18 protein-coding genes are annotated in these 16,492 nt (G+C 41.6%); 6 read left to right on the top strand and 12 right to left on the bottom strand.

Annotation, left to right across the window (positions count from 1 at the left end):
* Nucleotides 1–95: 95 nt before the first annotated feature.
* From AC0VYH_RS04910 to AC0VYH_RS04900, 3 genes are all read right to left on the bottom strand, one after another.
* On the bottom strand, nucleotides 96–1,676 hold the full coding sequence (locus AC0VYH_RS04910) for a glycoside hydrolase family 32 protein (protein ID WP_475373363.1): 1,581 nt from the start codon (nucleotides 1,674–1,676) through the stop codon (nucleotides 96–98).
* Between the two features lie 97 nt (nucleotides 1,677–1,773).
* The gene (locus AC0VYH_RS04905) at nucleotides 1,774–3,102 is read right to left on the bottom strand and encodes a glycoside hydrolase family 68 protein (protein WP_475366712.1); all 1,329 of its coding nucleotides are present in this window, start codon (nucleotides 3,100–3,102) and stop codon (nucleotides 1,774–1,776) included.
* 34 nt (nucleotides 3,103–3,136) lie between these two features.
* Nucleotides 3,137–4,447 (bottom strand): glycoside hydrolase family 68 protein, encoded by a 1,311-nt coding sequence (locus AC0VYH_RS04900; RefSeq protein WP_475373362.1) that lies wholly within the window; start codon nucleotides 4,445–4,447, stop codon nucleotides 3,137–3,139.
* A 399-nt stretch (nucleotides 4,448–4,846) separates the two neighbouring features.
* Here AC0VYH_RS04900 and AC0VYH_RS04895 point away from each other — a divergent pair, with 399 nt between their 5' ends.
* Entirely contained in the window at nucleotides 4,847–6,196 is a 1,350-nt protein-coding gene (locus AC0VYH_RS04895; RefSeq protein WP_475373361.1) for a dipeptidase, read from the top strand.
* A gap of 50 nt (nucleotides 6,197–6,246) precedes the next feature.
* Here the strand turns inward: AC0VYH_RS04895 and AC0VYH_RS04890 are convergent, their stop codons facing one another.
* From AC0VYH_RS04890 to AC0VYH_RS04875, 4 genes are all read right to left on the bottom strand, one after another.
* Nucleotides 6,247–6,585, bottom strand: a complete 339-nt coding sequence (locus tag AC0VYH_RS04890; RefSeq protein ID WP_430243650.1) for a hypothetical protein — start codon at nucleotides 6,583–6,585, stop codon at nucleotides 6,247–6,249.
* Between the two features lie 16 nt (nucleotides 6,586–6,601).
* Nucleotides 6,602–6,871 (bottom strand): 30S ribosomal protein S14, encoded by a 270-nt coding sequence (gene rpsN / locus AC0VYH_RS04885; protein WP_404682878.1) that lies wholly within the window; start codon nucleotides 6,869–6,871, stop codon nucleotides 6,602–6,604.
* A 243-nt stretch (nucleotides 6,872–7,114) separates the two neighbouring features.
* Entirely contained in the window at nucleotides 7,115–7,447 is a 333-nt protein-coding gene (locus tag AC0VYH_RS04880) for a potassium channel family protein (protein WP_194220467.1), read from the bottom strand.
* Between the two features lie 168 nt (nucleotides 7,448–7,615).
* Complete coding sequence (locus tag AC0VYH_RS04875; RefSeq protein WP_475366710.1) at nucleotides 7,616–8,620, bottom strand: SDR family oxidoreductase; 1,005 nt, start codon at nucleotides 8,618–8,620, stop codon at nucleotides 7,616–7,618.
* A 173-nt stretch (nucleotides 8,621–8,793) separates the two neighbouring features.
* Here AC0VYH_RS04875 and AC0VYH_RS04870 point away from each other — a divergent pair, with 173 nt between their 5' ends.
* Nucleotides 8,794–9,264, top strand: a complete 471-nt coding sequence (locus AC0VYH_RS04870) for a nucleoside deaminase (protein WP_430243655.1) — start codon at nucleotides 8,794–8,796, stop codon at nucleotides 9,262–9,264.
* A 44-nt stretch (nucleotides 9,265–9,308) separates the two neighbouring features.
* Here AC0VYH_RS04870 and AC0VYH_RS04865 read toward each other — a convergent pair whose 3' ends face one another.
* Nucleotides 9,309–9,551 carry a DUF6007 family protein gene (locus tag AC0VYH_RS04865; protein ID WP_475373360.1) on the bottom strand — a complete coding sequence of 81 codons (243 nt, stop codon included), beginning with the start codon at nucleotides 9,549–9,551 and terminating at the stop codon, nucleotides 9,309–9,311.
* 154 nt (nucleotides 9,552–9,705) lie between these two features.
* Between AC0VYH_RS04865 and AC0VYH_RS04860 the strand changes: the two genes are divergently transcribed.
* Nucleotides 9,706–9,993 carry a hypothetical protein gene (locus tag AC0VYH_RS04860; RefSeq protein ID WP_194220463.1) on the top strand — a complete coding sequence of 96 codons (288 nt, stop codon included), beginning with the start codon at nucleotides 9,706–9,708 and terminating at the stop codon, nucleotides 9,991–9,993.
* Nucleotides 9,994–10,069: 76 nt separating this feature from the next.
* Here the strand turns inward: AC0VYH_RS04860 and AC0VYH_RS04855 are convergent, their stop codons facing one another.
* Nucleotides 10,070–10,735, bottom strand: a complete 666-nt coding sequence (locus tag AC0VYH_RS04855) for a type 1 glutamine amidotransferase domain-containing protein (RefSeq protein ID WP_475368510.1) — start codon at nucleotides 10,733–10,735, stop codon at nucleotides 10,070–10,072.
* A 152-nt stretch (nucleotides 10,736–10,887) separates the two neighbouring features.
* Between AC0VYH_RS04855 and AC0VYH_RS04850 the strand changes: the two genes are divergently transcribed.
* Nucleotides 10,888–11,406, top strand: a complete 519-nt coding sequence (locus AC0VYH_RS04850; protein ID WP_475373359.1) for a DUF2202 domain-containing protein — start codon at nucleotides 10,888–10,890, stop codon at nucleotides 11,404–11,406.
* 180 nt (nucleotides 11,407–11,586) lie between these two features.
* Here the strand turns inward: AC0VYH_RS04850 and AC0VYH_RS04845 are convergent, their stop codons facing one another.
* Nucleotides 11,587–12,792, bottom strand: a complete 1,206-nt coding sequence (locus AC0VYH_RS04845) for an MFS transporter (RefSeq protein ID WP_430243666.1) — start codon at nucleotides 12,790–12,792, stop codon at nucleotides 11,587–11,589.
* Between the two features lie 217 nt (nucleotides 12,793–13,009).
* Nucleotides 13,010–13,432, bottom strand: a complete 423-nt coding sequence (locus tag AC0VYH_RS04840; protein WP_475368508.1) for a flavoprotein — start codon at nucleotides 13,430–13,432, stop codon at nucleotides 13,010–13,012.
* Between the two features lie 145 nt (nucleotides 13,433–13,577).
* Between AC0VYH_RS04840 and AC0VYH_RS04835 the strand changes: the two genes are divergently transcribed.
* Nucleotides 13,578–15,152, top strand: a complete 1,575-nt coding sequence (locus tag AC0VYH_RS04835; RefSeq protein WP_430243669.1) for a peptide chain release factor 3 — start codon at nucleotides 13,578–13,580, stop codon at nucleotides 15,150–15,152.
* Nucleotides 15,153–15,193: 41 nt separating this feature from the next.
* On the opposite strand, the gene AC0VYH_RS04830 is transcribed toward AC0VYH_RS04835, so the two are convergent.
* Complete coding sequence (locus AC0VYH_RS04830; protein WP_475366703.1) at nucleotides 15,194–15,523, bottom strand: winged helix-turn-helix transcriptional regulator; 330 nt, start codon at nucleotides 15,521–15,523, stop codon at nucleotides 15,194–15,196.
* A 124-nt stretch (nucleotides 15,524–15,647) separates the two neighbouring features.
* On the opposite strand from AC0VYH_RS04830, the gene AC0VYH_RS04825 reads away from it, so the two are divergent.
* Entirely contained in the window at nucleotides 15,648–16,469 is an 822-nt protein-coding gene (locus AC0VYH_RS04825) for an STAS domain-containing protein (RefSeq protein ID WP_430243673.1), read from the top strand.
* Nucleotides 16,470–16,492 lie beyond the last annotated feature (23 nt).

Below are 16,492 nucleotides of genomic sequence, written 5' to 3'. Positions count from 1 at the left end.
TCGCGGAAATAACGAGATTCACCTCTCAACAAGAAGTCTCCAATACGAAAAAGCGGTCATCTTTATCGCAGATGACCGCTCTCAACATGTAACCTTTACTCTTCCCCACCCGTTTTCCACGAAGAATCAAGCTTATACACTTCTAAAGAATCAAGTGTCACTTTGCCATTCATCGCATAGATCTCAAAACCATCACTTTCCTCAGATGGGAAGATCCGATTTGTCATAACACGCTTTCCATCGTTCACAAACAATTCAACGGAAGAGCGATCAACAAAAAGATGGAGCTTCACTTTGCCATCTTCCGTTGGTTCAAGCGGAGCTCGATACACACCAGGAAACTGTTCATGAAATCCTGTATCGCCACTATTTTGCCGATCAACAAACGCGAGATTATTCTTGGAGTCATAACCTACAATCGTTTCCTCTTCATCTCCCTTTCGAACGCGGAAGCCGAATTCACCTGACGTGTCTAAATCAAATTCAGCGATCACCTCATACGTATCTGCTTTAAAATCATCAAGCGGCATTCGACCTTCCACTTCTTTATCCGATAAATCCACTAACTTCTTAGAACGATTTGACTCAATCTCACCCGCAGGCTCTTGGATAAGACGCGTTTCTCCGTTCACTTCTTTCAAAGAAACCTGACGTGGTAAAGACATCGCCCCTTTCCACGGATCCGTTGGCAAATCAGTCGCATACATCCAATTGCTCATCCACGCCATCCAAATCGGATTACCTTCATGATTGCTGAAGGCTTGAGCCGCATAGAAATCAGTTCCATAATCGACCCAGTTAATGTCTTCTTTTGCGCCTTCTCTCGTGAACGTCTCTCCATCAAAATCACCGATAAAATACTGTCCACCGGATCCGCCGGCGACGCTGCCTGGATTCATATCCACCTGTAGCACCCATTTTTCATTCTCCGAATCCTCATCGACAGGTAGTTTAAATAACTCTGGCGTTTCCCAAACGCCACCCTGCGCTCCCTGATCGACACCAAATTCACTAAGCTGCTGCCAATCGATCAAATTATCCGAACCGTAAAAGATAACTTTATCTCCAGCAGCGAGAAGCATGATCCACTTTTCAGACTCCTCGTGCCAGATCACTTTTGGATCTCGAAAATCTTTGATTCCTGGATTCGGAAGTATTGGGTTACCACCGTACTTTTTCCATGTTTCGCCACCATCTTCACTATAAGCAAGCCCCTGGGTTTGTTCTTCACCAGCGATTGTATAGAACGCTACGAGACCCCCTTTTCCTTCTTTAAAAAGACCGCTCGTATTGTTCTCGTCATAGACCGCACCACCCGAGAAAATCATTCCCTGATCATCCGCCTCTAGCGCCATTGGCTTCTCTTCCCAGTTATAAAGGTCCTCACTAACCGCATGGCCCCAGCCCATGTTGCCAAATTCATTTCCAGAAGGATTATGTTGATAAAATAAATGGTATTGTCCTTCAAAAAAGACCATTCCATTTGGATCATTCATCCAGTTTTGCATCGGCGTATAGTGAAATTGGGGTCGATACGATTGATTGTAGTCTTCTAGGATCCCCGCTTCTTTTACTTCGTCTTGCCTGGAAGATTCATTGTTTTCATTCCAGCTCATTATGAGTATAATTATGCCGATTACTAAGATAGCTCCGACAGCTAGCAACCATTTTCTCATCGTATCAAGCTCTCCTGTCCATCGAGTTTACGAATAGGGTATCTCTGAATAAAAAAGTAACTGCCGAAGTGTGTCCCCCGACAGTTACCATAAAAGATTATTTAAATACGCCAGCATCCATTTCTTTCACAATCTTCGTTTCATCATTATGAATGGAAAGTTTAAGAGATGGTGCTAGTGTGCCACCAAAGTGGTCAAATTGGTACTGCTCTGATTGCGCTCCAAGTTCATCGATCGTTAAGCCATTTAGGTCATAGAAGTTCGCAAAGCTAACCACTGTGCCATTCGGCATTACCATCCATGAGTACGTTTGATATGGTTCATTCTCTGGATTCGCTACAACAAGACCACTACCGTTAAGAGGTTCATAGTCTGCTGTTAGAGAGTTTGATACGAAGCCATAGAGACCATCTGGACCATTCGTTCCAGGAGCGAATTTGTTCTTGTGCGTATCAGTGAAAAGGTAATATTTATTCCCTTTTGTCACGATATGCGGACGCTCAAGTTCCTGATTCAGGCTGTTCGCTTCCATCAACGGAGGCATGATTTCAAACTCAGTGTAGTCATCGTTCTCTGCTTTTGCGATACCAATGCTACCGTTAAAGAGCTTTGATACTTCTGGTACTTCGTCTACAGTAGCGAAGTCTTCAGAACCAATGTGTTCTTGTTCAACCGAGCGCTCTGCAGGCGTGCCTCCGGAATTCCCTTCAAACAAAATGTAATCTTCGCCTGTTTTAGGATCTTCGAAGAACCATGGATCACGGAATGCATAAGCGATGTCGCCCTGCTTACTTTGTTCCATTGTCTGGTAGTATTCGCCATCTGGCTCAAGAATCACTTCATGATCAGACCAGTTTGTAAATTCGACTCCTTTTTTCGATGCATCCACATCAGCAGAAGCTTTTACAAGACGCTGTTCATAAGTCAATTGCTCTTCGCCTTTACGACCAGTTGCCGTATAGAAGAAATTGATTTCGCCGTCTTCAATCATGGCAGAACCTGCCCATTGACGTGAACCTAGTGCCTGTTCTTCATTGAAAACAGTTCCACCAAGCTCCCAGTCCTTACCGTTCTTTGAAACGAAATAGCGGATTTCAGCGATATCATGACGCTTACCAGGCAATACATCACTTGGTGCTGTCAGTGAGAAGATCACTTTATATCCGTTCACAGTTGCGATGGAGCCATCCTTTTTTCGAAGAGGCCACGTATCCCAGATATGATAATCTGGCGCAATCTGCTCAAGATCTTTTGTATTAATTTCAGGTGCTGTATTATCCTTGTTTTGCACAATCTTTGCTGCATCTTCTCTTGTCCAGTTCGACGTTTCGCTCTCAGCCGCAAAGCCTGTTGCCGGAGCAAAGCTTGAAAACAGGGTAGCGAATCCGAGTACGGAAGTCGCTACTGTTTTTGAAAACTTATTCATGTTTGTAAGTCTCCTTTAGTCTGGTTTCCCAGTTTTAGTGTGATGGCATGATTTGCCCTGGCTTAAGTGCGCCGTTTACTTTTGTTTCGTTACCATGGATCGAAAGTTTAAGCGTTGGTGCAAATGTACCGCCATATTGAAGTTCACCATTTTCATCACGATACTCATTTACAAAGCTAATAACTGTACCGTTCGGCATAACTGCATGAGAGTATGTCATGAAAGGATCATCTTCAGGGTTTGCTACAACAAGACCGTTGCCGTTAAGCGGCTCGTAGTCTCCTCGAAGAGAATCATTCGTAAAGCCATAAAGACCATCAGGACCAGTTAATCCAGGAGCAAACGTAAATTTATGTGTGATTGTGAAGAGGTAGTAGTCTCCGCCTTTAACAAGAAGGTGAGGACGTTCAAGCTGCTGGTTAACACCGTTTGCTTCAAGTAGTGGTGGAAGCAATTCAAAGTCTGTTAGATCTTCATTCTGTGCTTCAGCAATCCCAACGTTCCCGTTGTAATCTTCAGCGCCAGCTGGTACATCGTGCGTTTCACGGAAATCAGCATCACCAATGTTTTCTGGGTCTAGTGATTTGTCGTCTCCAGCTGTATTTCCTTCAAAGATTAAGTATTCTTTTCCTGTCTTAGGGTCCTGGAAGAACCATGGGTCACGGAATGAATAAATGATATTACCTGTTTTTTGTTCTTGCGTTTCGTAATACTCGCCGTCTGCTTCAGCAAGAATTTCGTGTTCGCCAAAGTTGCTTAGTTCAACAGATTTTGATTTCTTATCTGCTTCGATATCAAACGTTGTTTTCGCAAGACGTTGTTCAAATGTAGTTTGCTCTTCACCTTTACGACCTGAAGCTGTATAGAAAAGATGTACCTTACCATCATCATCCATCATCGCTGAACCAGCCCATTGACGAGAACCTAGGGCATCTTCTGAATCATAAGCAAGTCCGCCCATCTTCCAATCTTTCCCGTTCTTCGAGTAGAAGTAGCGAATTTGAGCTTCGTCATGTCGGCCACCCCATGTATATTCTCTAGATGCTGTAAGTGCAAAAACAACCTGGTAACCGTTTATCTGAGCAATTGATCCATCACGGTTACGTAGCGGCCATGTATCCCAAACCCAATAGTCTGGAGCGACTTCATCTACATTGTCAATGTTAGGTGCAGTGTTATCTTTTGATAAGTCATAATCCTGCGCATCTTGACGTGACCATACAGCTGTTTCAGCTTCATTTTCAGCTGCATTCGTTGTTAATGGTGTACCTGCAAATCCACTTACTAGCATAATTGTCGATAGTGCAATCCCCTTAAAAACAGAAGACTTTTTCACGTTCCCCATCTGCCACACTCCTCAAAATTTTAGTTGATTGTTTCGTTCGCCATAACTGTATGGAAAATATGTGAACACGTCAACAAGCTCGAAAAGTCACATTTCATACACAACTTTTGATACGTAAACCCTACTCTCACAGAAAAGAAAGCGGTTTGCAATCGTGTATTGAAAAGGTTTCCAAACCAAAAATAAATAGTTCTTTCGTATCAGGAATCGATTCCACATGGAGGTATTTAGACTCACTCAATATGACAACTAATTAATGTGAATGTAATAATTTTAATCTTAAATTCAAGGCACTGTTATCAGTTTACCTTTTTTATCCATCATTATAATACGCTTCAATGTAAAAATAAGCCACACTCGACTATAATAAGGACAACATAATAGAGGAGGAAAACCTATATGCAAAAAGCCATCGAACAACATAAAAATGCGTTTCTTAACGAGCTAGAAGAATTTCTAAAAATTCAAAGTATTTCAGCCGTTCCCACCCATAAGTCAGACGTTCAAAAAGGGGCTGAGTGGGTCGCAAATTCTTTAGAAAAAGCTGGCATGGAAAACATTGAAGTCATTGAAACAGACGGCCATCCGATCGTTTACGCCGACTGGCTTTATGCGGAAGATCAACCGACAATTCTTATCTATGGCCATTATGATGTACAGCCTGCTGACCCACTCGTACTTTGGGAAACACCGCCATTTGAACCCGTTATTCGTGATAATAAGATCTATGCCCGCGGTGCAACGGATGATAAAGGGCAGCTGTTTATTCATATCAAAGCGGTGGAACTGCTGATGCAAGAAGATAACAAGCTACCCGTCAATGTGAAGTTCTGTATAGAAGGTGAGGAAGAAATCGCAAGTCCACATCTTGGACTTTTTATTGAAGAAAACACTGATAAGCTCGCTGCTGACGCGGTTGTGATTTCAGATACTTCTTTTATTAAAGAAGGATTACCTGCCATTTGTACGTCTCTACGCGGCGCCCTTGCGATGGAGGTGAAGGTGAAAACAGCGAATACTGATTTGCATTCAGGAGTTTATGGTGGCGGCGTTCCAAACGCGGTTCATTCCCTTGTTCGGCTACTCGATAGTCTTCATAGCGAAGATGGATCCATTGCTGTTGAAGGATTTTACGAAGGGGTACCAGAACTAACAGAAGAATTAAGAGAAGAGATTGCTCGTATTCCATCTGATGATGAAGCGATGAAGCAAGAGCTCGGACTAACTTCCTTATTTGGTGAGAAAGGATTCTCCTTCAAGGAACGGACAGGCATTCGCCCGACGCTCGAATTGAACGGCATTTCAGGTGGCTACCAGGGTGATGGAATTAAGACGATTGTTCCATCAGAAGCAACTGGTAAAATTAGCTGTCGTCTCGTTGGGAAGCAGGATCCTCAGCACATCTACGAATTAATTGAAAAACACCTGCTCGAGCATCAACCTGCAGGTACTACGATGACCGTTAATCAATTTATTCAAGCACGCCCAGTCTCGCTTGATTCGAATGATCCTATGATTCAAAAAGCGGCCGATGCTTATGAAAAAGTATACGGCGAGCGCGCTCTCTTCCCTAAAGAAGGGGGATCAATACCAATCGTAGAAGTGTTCGCTCGCGTTCTCGAAGCACCCGTCGTCCTTATGGGCTTCGGCTTACCATCAGAAAACTTGCATGCTCCAAATGAACATTTTCACATTGATAATTTCACAAAAGGAATTGAAACGGTTTGTACCTACTTCAAATCACTGTAGTTCCTAATGAAAAAGAGAAGGCGGCTCGATTGCGAGCTGCCTCTCTTCATTTAGAACGTGAGATAACCTTTTATGACTCTTTTTCCACTTGAAGGTTGCTCCAACCATTTCATACGCTGAAGCTTTTCATCCAATCTTGCGGCAATCTTCCATTCAATCCGATGCATCATTGTTCTCGCCTTATAAGCTGAGATACCAAACTCATTAGCTGCTTCATGATATGGGGAATACTTTTTCAGAAGGTTAAGGTATTGATCCGGTGTAGCCGCTGATTGTATTAACCTAACTTCCAGTTCATCGATGAACTGATAGAGGGCTTTCTCCTTCTCAGGGAGCTTCGCCACGATATCACGAACGAGCATCTTCAACAAATGTTCATTGCACTCCATATCTTCCCCTACCCTTTTACCAGCTTGACTTCTTCACCCCAGGAATCTGCCCCTTATGAGCATATTCACGAAACGCAATTCTAGACATTTTAAATTTCCTTAAATACCCCTTCGGACGACCAGTTACTTCACACCGATTATTCAAGCGTGTTGGTGATGAATCACGTGGGAGCTTTCGTAACGCTTCAAAATCTCCTTTTGCCTTCAATTCATTTCGTAGCTCAGCATACTTCATGACGAGCTCCTGCCGCTTTTGTTCTTTTACTACTTTCGATTTCTTAGCCAACCTAATTCATCCCTTCATCTATTCTAATTTATGCTATTCGTTTTGGCACCGTGCATAGAGCAATTATCCACAACCTATACCAATAGCTCGCTTTTTACAAATCGTAAACATTACGTTTTGTATTATATGCTTGTATTCGTTATAACGCAAGGAATCAAACTCCGCATTGAGTGCGTCCTAATGAATGATAAAAAAAGCCCAACTTCATTTCCAGTTGAGCCCTCCCTTTATCATCACTATCTATTAATCTTGTTTCCTTTTACTTCTTCCCATATGTAAAGCAAGCTTATTAATAAATCCAAGAATTAGACCAACTCCTGTGAATAAATAAATGATCGTGAAAATTTTCCCAAAATCGGTTTGTGGACTAAAATCCCCAAACCCTACAGTTGTTAGCGTAACAACACTAAAGTAAAGCGAATCTAACACGGACCAGCTTTCGACAGTGTGATAGAAAATTGTTCCTGAGACGAGTGTAATCGTTGTAAGAAAGAAAAGAACTTGAAATTCTTTATCCTTTATCGCTTTCCATAATGCTGACAACATCCTCTTTAAAGTAAGAAGAAATGATATCATCTTGACCTCCTTCTGTTTCGTTGATGAAACCGAGTATTCTTCCCTCACATCGTTCAACTACATCCAATAGATTATTCTAGCATAACAACAAAAACCTGACGGATCGCCGCCAGGCTCTGTCCTTTTAACTCACTCGGTTAAGATCGCCTCATTTTCGGAGGGGAAAACTCATCGTGATTCTGCCATACGTAAAAGGGCTTTCTCCTTCTCTCTTGTAAGTCCAGCTTTGAATGGGTTCTCATCATTTCGAATGGGTAGCCAGTTTAAAACATCGTGAATCGTTTCTTCAAGAGGACGAAGGCTCAGTCCCTCACGAAGCGCCCGATCAATATTCGTCTCAGCTGCGCTCATTGATTCAGGAAGCCAGAGCGGTAATTCAGTCCACGGCGCTATTTCATTTTCAAGAAGAAACTCTTCGTTTACCCAACGAAAAACCGCATTACTTCCGCTCACCTTTTTACATGACGCAAGCACTTCCCCCATTGTATTCATTCTTTCTCTCCCGGTCACATTGTACGCGCCCGCGACCCTTTGTTCCGTCATTCGCAATACCCAATCAGCAAGGTCTCGCACATCTATGAATTGTACCGGACGCTCAGGGTTTCCTGGCGCTAGAACTTCACCACCCTCGTGAATTCGCTTAACCCAGTAAGTAAAGCGATCTGAATAATCATACGGCCCTACGACGAGTCCAGGTCGAATATGAAGAACCCGGCCACTCAAATTCTTTTCTGCAACAGCTTCACACTTCGCTTTTAGTGCACCATAATGCTCGTTGTAAATCGGTCCAGCTGTTCCTGCCGTTATACGTTCCGCTTCCGTATCTGAGATTTCCTGAAGAGGCGAACTTTCTGTACATGGCTTTTCTCCGAAATCTTGATAAGCTGAAACACTCGATATATATGTATAATGGTTAACCCTATCCTGTAAAAGCTTCGTCGATTTATTCACTGTTCTCGGAATAAACCCTGACGTATCAATTACGGCATCCCACTTTCTTCCCGCTAGACTGGATAAATCTCCATCACGATCTCCGATAATCGTTTCAACCTCTGAAAATTGCTGCTTATTAGTCCCTCTATTAAATAGCGTAACCGTATGTCCATTCTCTAAAGCTCTCTCTGTTACATATTTTCCAATAAAACGTGTTCCACCAAGGATTAATAGCTCCATTCTCATTCCCTCCTTATTTTGTTATAACATTAATCAAAAATTCCCCCCTCGCTCTTTAGTCGTTAAGAAAACACTTCGCCTTAACATTCCAATCTCCTGTATGGAAATTTATTTGATCAGATAGGGAATGCTGTGGAATATGTCTAATTATTAGTGTACAGGAGTGTGATGAAATGACGGAGAAAGATTGGTTAACACATGCAATCCAGCTAGCATCTATAAGCGTAACTGAACATAACGGCGGGCCATTTGGTGCAATCGTCGTCAAAAATGGCGTTGTTATAGGCGAAGGATTCAATCAAGTGACAACGGATCATGATCCTACTGCCCATGCAGAAGTTGTCGCAATACGAAACGCCTGTCAAAAACTCGGGACGCATCAGCTTGAAGGCTGTGTTGTTTACGCAAGCTGTGAGCCCTGCCCGATGTGCCTTGGAGCAATCTACTGGTCTCGCCCAGACCGTGTATATTTTGCTGCATCGAGAAATGAAGCTGCTGACGCTGGTTTTGATGATGCCGTGATTTATAACGAAATTGAGAAAAAACCTGAACAAAGAACCATTCCGTTTCACCATATTGAAATGGATGAGAAGAACGAACCTTTTCAAAGCTGGGAAAAGCATAAGAATCGAATAGACTACTAAAAAGAAGGATGTGCACTATGCGCATCCTCCTTTTTAGTAATTTATTATCCTCTCTTCACAAACCGCTGAACATACCTTGATATCGTAAACAGACCAATTGTACAACCAAAGAAAATAAATACGTTAATAAAGATGTCGATCAGTCGATCATCAGGCAGATAAGAAAACAACAAAATAGCCGGAAGAAACAATACTACTTCCCATATGGCAATGCCCTTTAATAACCCACGTACATCCAACTGATGATTCATATATCCTTTCACTTCCTTATAGAAATGGTCGTTCAATAATTCTTCCACTTCTTCCTATCGAATACCTCCTCTTTTCGCAGTTAGGTGGAGAAAATTCCAAATTCAAATGACGTTTTACTTGAAAATCATATTTATACCATTCCGTTCATAGCATAGTGTTGTATCAAAATTCGCGAAGGAGGGGATTGAGATGTCTGAGAGAAATTCAACGAAAGAAGATAATATTGTGAAGAAGACATCAAAAACCGCAAGTGATCTTGTGAATAAATCCGCTGACACAGCGAACGATATTGTCAAGTCAGTTAGCGGAGAAGGCGGTCTTGTAGGGAAAGCCGCTGACGCTTCAACAGACTTTGTTAAAAATGTGAGTAAAACAGGGAACAAAGTCGTTGGTAAGTCAGTTGATACGGCCTCTAATGTATTTAAAGGTGCTACTAAAAAGGTTTTCGGTAAGAAAAAAGACAAAGATAAAGAGTAAAAAATATAAACGAAAAGGACTCCGAAACTCGGAGTCCTTTTCGTTTATATTATCTATCTCCTAGGGATCTTAATCATTAGCTAAGTTTCTCGACTACTTCTTTCGCAACACTAGTAGTTGATTGCGGATTTTGACCAGTAATTAAATTACCGTCTATTTGCATGTGATCTGACCAGTTATCTTCTGTAACAAAGTCAGCACCAAGTTCGCGAAGACGAGTTTCCAGTAAGAAAGGCATGAATTGATCAAGCGTTGTTTCTCTTTCTTCATCGTCTGTAAACGCCGTAATCGTTTTACCTGAAACAAGTGGCTTACCATCTGAAAGAGTTACGCCAACGAGTCCAGCGGGACCATGGCAGACAGAAGCAACAATTTTGTTTGATTCATAGAACTCACGAATCAAGTGCTGAAGCTTATCGTTTTCCGGAAGGTCAAACATTGTTCCGTGCCCACCAGGCATAAAGATCGCATCAAAAGTAGACGCGCCAATGATTTTCTCGAGCTTCACTGTATCTTCAAGGTATTTGGCAGTATCGAGAATTTCTTGAGGCGTTTCTCCACCTTCAAGACTGCGATCATCAACAGGCGCTTTTCCGCCTAGCGGACTAGCTACTGTGATTTGATAGCCAAGCTTTTCAAATTCGATATACGCTTCCCCAAACTCTGATAACCAGAGACCTGTCTTATGTCCTTCTTTCATTGTATCTGCGGTTGTAACAACCATTAATATACGTTTGCTCACGACTGTTCCTCCTACTGTAATTTAACACTTTACAGTTAAGATCATATGCTGTTCTTTAAGGGAAATCAAACAAAATGACTTCACCAATTAAAAATTACATAAAACTCCTCTTTTGTAGGAAGGTTAATCAACAAAAAGGCAAGGTGAGCAAATTGAAAAAAGTAGCGATTATTGCGATCATCAGCTTCATTTTCTTCAACTTCAATCTTATTGAAGCGAATGCAGAAGCTCTTCCAGAAGACTACGGTGCAAAAGGAGCACTACAAGACTCTTCCATTACATTGAAGGAAGCCTTAACGTATGCGATTCAGGATGAGTATCTGGCACAGGCAAGATATGATGCTATCATCAAAGAATTCGGTGACATAATACCTTTCTCTCAAATTAAAATGGCTGAGCAAAGGCACATTACAGCTCTTCTCCCCTTATTTACAAGGTATAACATAACCGCGCCCGAAAATAATGCTAGCCAGTATACAACCACCCCCAAAACGTTAAAAAAAGCGTTCGAATCTGGCGTTCAAGGAGAAGTTGACAACATAGCCATGTATGAGAAATTAGCGGATCTACCCGACCTGCCGCAGGATGTCAAAACCGTTATGACAAGGCTTGGTGATGCCTCAAAAAATCATCTTGCTGCGTTTAAAAAAGGCTTAAGTCAGTATGAATGAATAAACGATCCCTACCACTATATTCGTGGTAGGGATCGCTTTGTTCAGCAATCATTCAATTGTTCCTTCACTAGCAAACTAATGTAATACGAAATGCGGAAATTGGATGAAGATTGACTTAAATTTTTTAGACGCTAAATAGATAGGTTTGAATACTAAAGAACTTTCTACATCATTCCCCTATGCTTTTCTCTCCATAGCTCGTAGCCATCCCGTAAGCGCAACCGCTCCGACAACCATAATGCCGCCAATCCACGGAGTGTGAATCAGACCAATGGAATCAACGATGATGCCACCTACAAATGAGCCAATCGCTATACCAACGTTAAACGCAGCGATATTAAGCGCGGATGCCACGTTAACGGCAGATGGTACATATTTTTCAGCAAGATTCACTACAAGTACTTGCAAACCAGGAACATTCATAAAGGCAAACAAACCCATGAAGAAAATCGAAATTATTCCAGCCACTTTAAATGGAAGGGCAAATGTCATGATAAAGAGAATGATTGCTTGCATCACGAACATCCAAAACAGTGCTTTTAATGGGTTCTTATCCGACGCTTTCCCACCAATGACATTTCCAATCGCTACGGCAACACCATAAACTAGTAAAATCACACTAACAAATTTCGCGCTAAGTCCTGTTACATCTTCAAGTAGCGGAGCTAAATACGTAAAGGCAACGAACGTACCACCGTAACCTAGTGCTGTAATCGCAAATGCTAAGAGTAATTTTCCATTCGTTAAGATCTTCACCTGTTCACTAAATTTCGCTGGCGGTGCTTCTTTTAAATCCTTCGGTACGAGAATCGCACTTGCGATAATCCCAATCACACCAAGAAGAGCGACACCAAGGAACGTTGCTCTCCACCCAAACGCTTGGCCAATGAATGTACCAAGCGGAACACCGGTTACGGTTGCAACGGTTAATCCTGTAAACATAAAGGCAATCGCACTTGCCCGCTTATTTTCTGGAACGAGATCTGCTGCAATCGTTGAACCGATTGAGAAGAAAATCCCGTGTGAAAATGCTGTAATAAACCGTGCAACGAGTAGTAAACCGAAGGATGTGGATATTCCCGCTACAAGGTTACCAATGATAAAAACGACCATTAATGACATGAGGAGTGTCTTCCGATTTATTTTTCCAGTTAAAGCAGTTAGAACGGGAGCACCAATTGCTACTCCAATGGCGTAACCTGAAATCAATAAGCCAGCAAGTGTAATCGAAATCGATAAGTCATCTGCAATAGAAGAAAGAAGGCCAACAGGAACAAATTCGGTTGTTCCAATTCCAAATGCACTAATCGCGAGCGCTAAAAGGGCTAGAGTACCACTAGATTTTTCTTTCGAGTGTGACATTGTATGTGTTTGAGAACTCATAAAGCGAATTCCTCCTTGAAATTTTTTAAGTGCCGAGTAGAAAGACGTCTTTTCTCTCAGCTGTACAACTGATTATGCAACCTTCCAAGTCTTTATGTAAGTACGCACTTTGGTGTAATATAGGTACCTGCAAGTGCCTAATGAGTCATAACAAGCTCTCTACACAAAAAAGCTCCTGATAAACGGATCCGTTTATCAGGAGCTTCAAATGTATTAACTATTTTTCTTCCGTCTGAAACGCTGCGATGTGTTCAATCGGAACCCCAGCTTCAATGTAACTTCTCACAAGCTTCCAATTCCCTTGTACCCCTTTTCGAAAAGTATCAAAAAAGACACTCCCAGTTTCACTTTGTTTGCCATCTACCTCAATAGAAGCAAAAATAATCGCAAGCATTTCATTTCGTCGAATTGGAGTGACAGCGAGCTTCTTTAGTACCCACTTCGTTCTGTCTTTTTGAAAAGCCGAAAAAGCTTGATCCCAGCCTTGAATCGACTCCTCATACCCAAAATCATATAGCTCAGATTGGCTTGAGATTTCTCTCGCCTCATACGTATCGCTTATTTTATACTTTATTTCATCTAACGAAGAGTTCCGCCAGCTTGATAGGAAATCATCTAAAAATCCTTCAAATCCACTCATATCGCTCATTCCCCTTTCGCTATTCATTTCGATCTATTTTCATCGAATCCTTTCTCACTATTTTCGTACCCTTCACGCAATAGGAACAACCGTAAGAATATGTTATATTACATAAGAAGTGATATTGAAAGGACTAATTGACATAATGAGTAACCATAAAGAATTACAAGAAGAAATAAAGAAGAGACGGACCTTTGCGATCATCTCTCACCCCGATGCTGGTAAAACGACTTTGACTGAAAAACTTTTGTTCCTTGGCGGTCAGATCCGTTCAACAGGAACAGTTAAATCACGAAAATCATCCAAGTACGCGACGTCTGACTGGATGGAAATCGAGAAACAGCGTGGTATATCTGTTACATCGAGTGTTATGAACTTTAACTACAAGGGACACACGATTAATATTCTGGATACACCAGGACACGAAGACTTCAGTGAAGATACGTATCGTACGCTTCTAGCCGTTGACAGCGTTGTAATGATTATCGATGCTGCAAAAGGTGTTGAGTCTCAAACAAAGAAACTTTTTAAAGTTGTTAGTGAGCATGGTATTCCAATTTTCACGTTCATAAACAAAATGGATCGTCAGGGCCGTGAGCCTTTAGAGCTACTTGAAGAAATTGAAGAAGTTCTTGGCATCGAATCTTACCCTATGAACTGGCCAATCGGTATTGGTCAATCGTTCCAGGGCGTTTACGATCGTCATCAGAAAGCCGTTGAATTCTACGATACAGAAGGCGACAATAAACAGGCGATCCAAATCTCAGATTTAGATGATCCCGTCCTTAAAGAAAAAGCTGGCGAAGATCTTGTTAATCAACTTCAAGAAGACGTCATGCTACTTGATGAAGCAGGTGCAACTTATAGTGAAGAAGCATTGCAATCAGGGAAGCAGACACCAGTTTTCTTCGGAAGTGCGATTTCAAGCTTCGGTGTTCCAACATTCTTAAATCACTTTCTTGATCTTGCTCCTTCCCCAGCTCCTCGCGAGAGCTCTGAAGGCGAAGTAAAGCCCGATGAAGAAACATTCTCAGGCTTTATCTTTAAAATCCAGGCGAACATGAACCCTGCTCACCGTGACCGCGTTGCGTTTTTACGAATTGTATCGGGTACTTTTGAAAAAGGAATGGAAGCATGGCTTGAGCGCACAGGTAAAAGTTTGAAGCTCTCTCAAGGCCAACTTTTCTTTGCCTCCTCCCGAGGTAATGTTGAAAAAGCGTACCCTGGAGATATTGTCGGTCTTTATGATTCAGGAACATATCAAATTGGCGACACGCTCGTAGGCTCTAAAAACGTTTATTCGTTCGGAGCTTTACCAACATTCCCACCTGAGCATTTCGCGAAAGTACGGGCACAAAAAGCGATGAAGCAAAAGCACTTCTACAAAGGTGTGCAACAGCTTTCTGAAGAAGGTGCCATTCAAGTTTATCGGACCGCACACTGGGACGAAATTGTTATTGGCGTTGTCGGACGTCTCCAATTTGAGATTTTTGAATACCGCATGAAAGGTGAGTACAATGTTGATATTCAATTCGATACAATGCCTCACCAGCATGCACGTTGGATTGAAACAGATAATCCGGAAGACAAGGTAGATAGCATTCGTAATATGCTTGTCTATGATCAGCTAAAGCGCCCGGTTCTTCTGTTCCAAAACGACTTTGCTCTAAGATGGTTCCAGGATAAAAATCCCGATATTCCATTAAGAGAATCAAGATAAACCATAATATCCAAAAAGGAGCGTGCATCTGCACGCTCCTTTTAGTTTGCAATCGTTTCTTCTGAACGAGTGCGATGAATCTTTCCCCACTTCTCCATTTCGTGAAGCAGTGGTTCAAGCTCATACCCATATGATGTCAAAGAGTACTCTACCTTGGGAGGGACATCTTTTGATTCTTTACGATTAAGTAGCCCATCCATTTCAAGCTCTTTCAAATGTTTAATAAGCGTTTGATGAGGTATGCGCGGAATCACCTTTTTGATCTCACTAAATCTAAGAGGCTTCTCCACTAATTCTAGCAGCAAAACGGCTTTCCACTTCCCACAGACAACATCAAGTGTCGTTTTCATATCTTCTACAGACCTGTTCAAATTTAAGCTGCACCTCCAGGTATATAGTAATATACTTCTTCACAAAACAGTGCATTGTAGTAAGATAAGCATATATTAAATTTATTTTACCACAAGTAGACCGTAATGCTAGAAGGGAGTTTCTATGTCCGAACAATTTTCTCACTCTATCCATCGCCTAGGACAATCTATTCTACAAAACATAGATGATATCACAGCCAACACTAGACATTTAATTGATATGAACACTCAAGTACAGAGCCTACCAGGTGAGTCATATACTTTCACTGAACAAATTCTAGTTTCACTAGGTGAGTCCATTGAAGCAGGAGAAATTTCTTATCCCTCTGAAGATCTCCAAAGATTTGAAGAGGAAGAAAACTTCCCTGCTTATTTAGATACGATCTTAATGAGCATTACAGCGATGAAAAAGTCGTTACTGACTTATATGGAAGATCACCAACATACATTTTCTTTAACAGTGTCTGACGTTATTACTATATCGAAATTAATAGATCCCTTGATTGATCATTCCATTAACCTTTTTACCGAAAGCTACCTTGATAAGAAAACTCGTAGCCTTCAGAAACAGTATATTCAAGACGATGCACTAACTGTCCCAATCATTAAAATCTCTTCTAAAGTAGCCATTTGTCCGATCATTGGTGAAATAGATGAAAAACGCGCGAATCTCATTCTTGAACGCACGTTAATGGAATCAAGTGCGAAGAAAATCCGCTCTCTGATTCTTGATTTATCAGGCGTAGCCACACTAGATACGATGATGACCCAGCATCTCTTTAAAATCGTTGATTCTCTTGAAGTGATGGGTGTTGAAATTATTGTGACAGGTGTAAGTTCTGATGTCGCTATAGGTGTAGTATCACTTGGACTTGATTTGCAATCTCTTACAATCAAGCAGAACCTAGAAGGTGCATTAAAGTCTTTAGGAATGTTGGAGGGTTAAGCTCCCGACTGTAAAAAAAGAAT

It is taken from the genome of Anaerobacillus sp. QJM3NY_32, from assembly GCF_056173645.1.
Note: the sequence above shows the minus strand (reverse complement) of the source record. Positions and strands in the feature narration are given on the sequence as shown.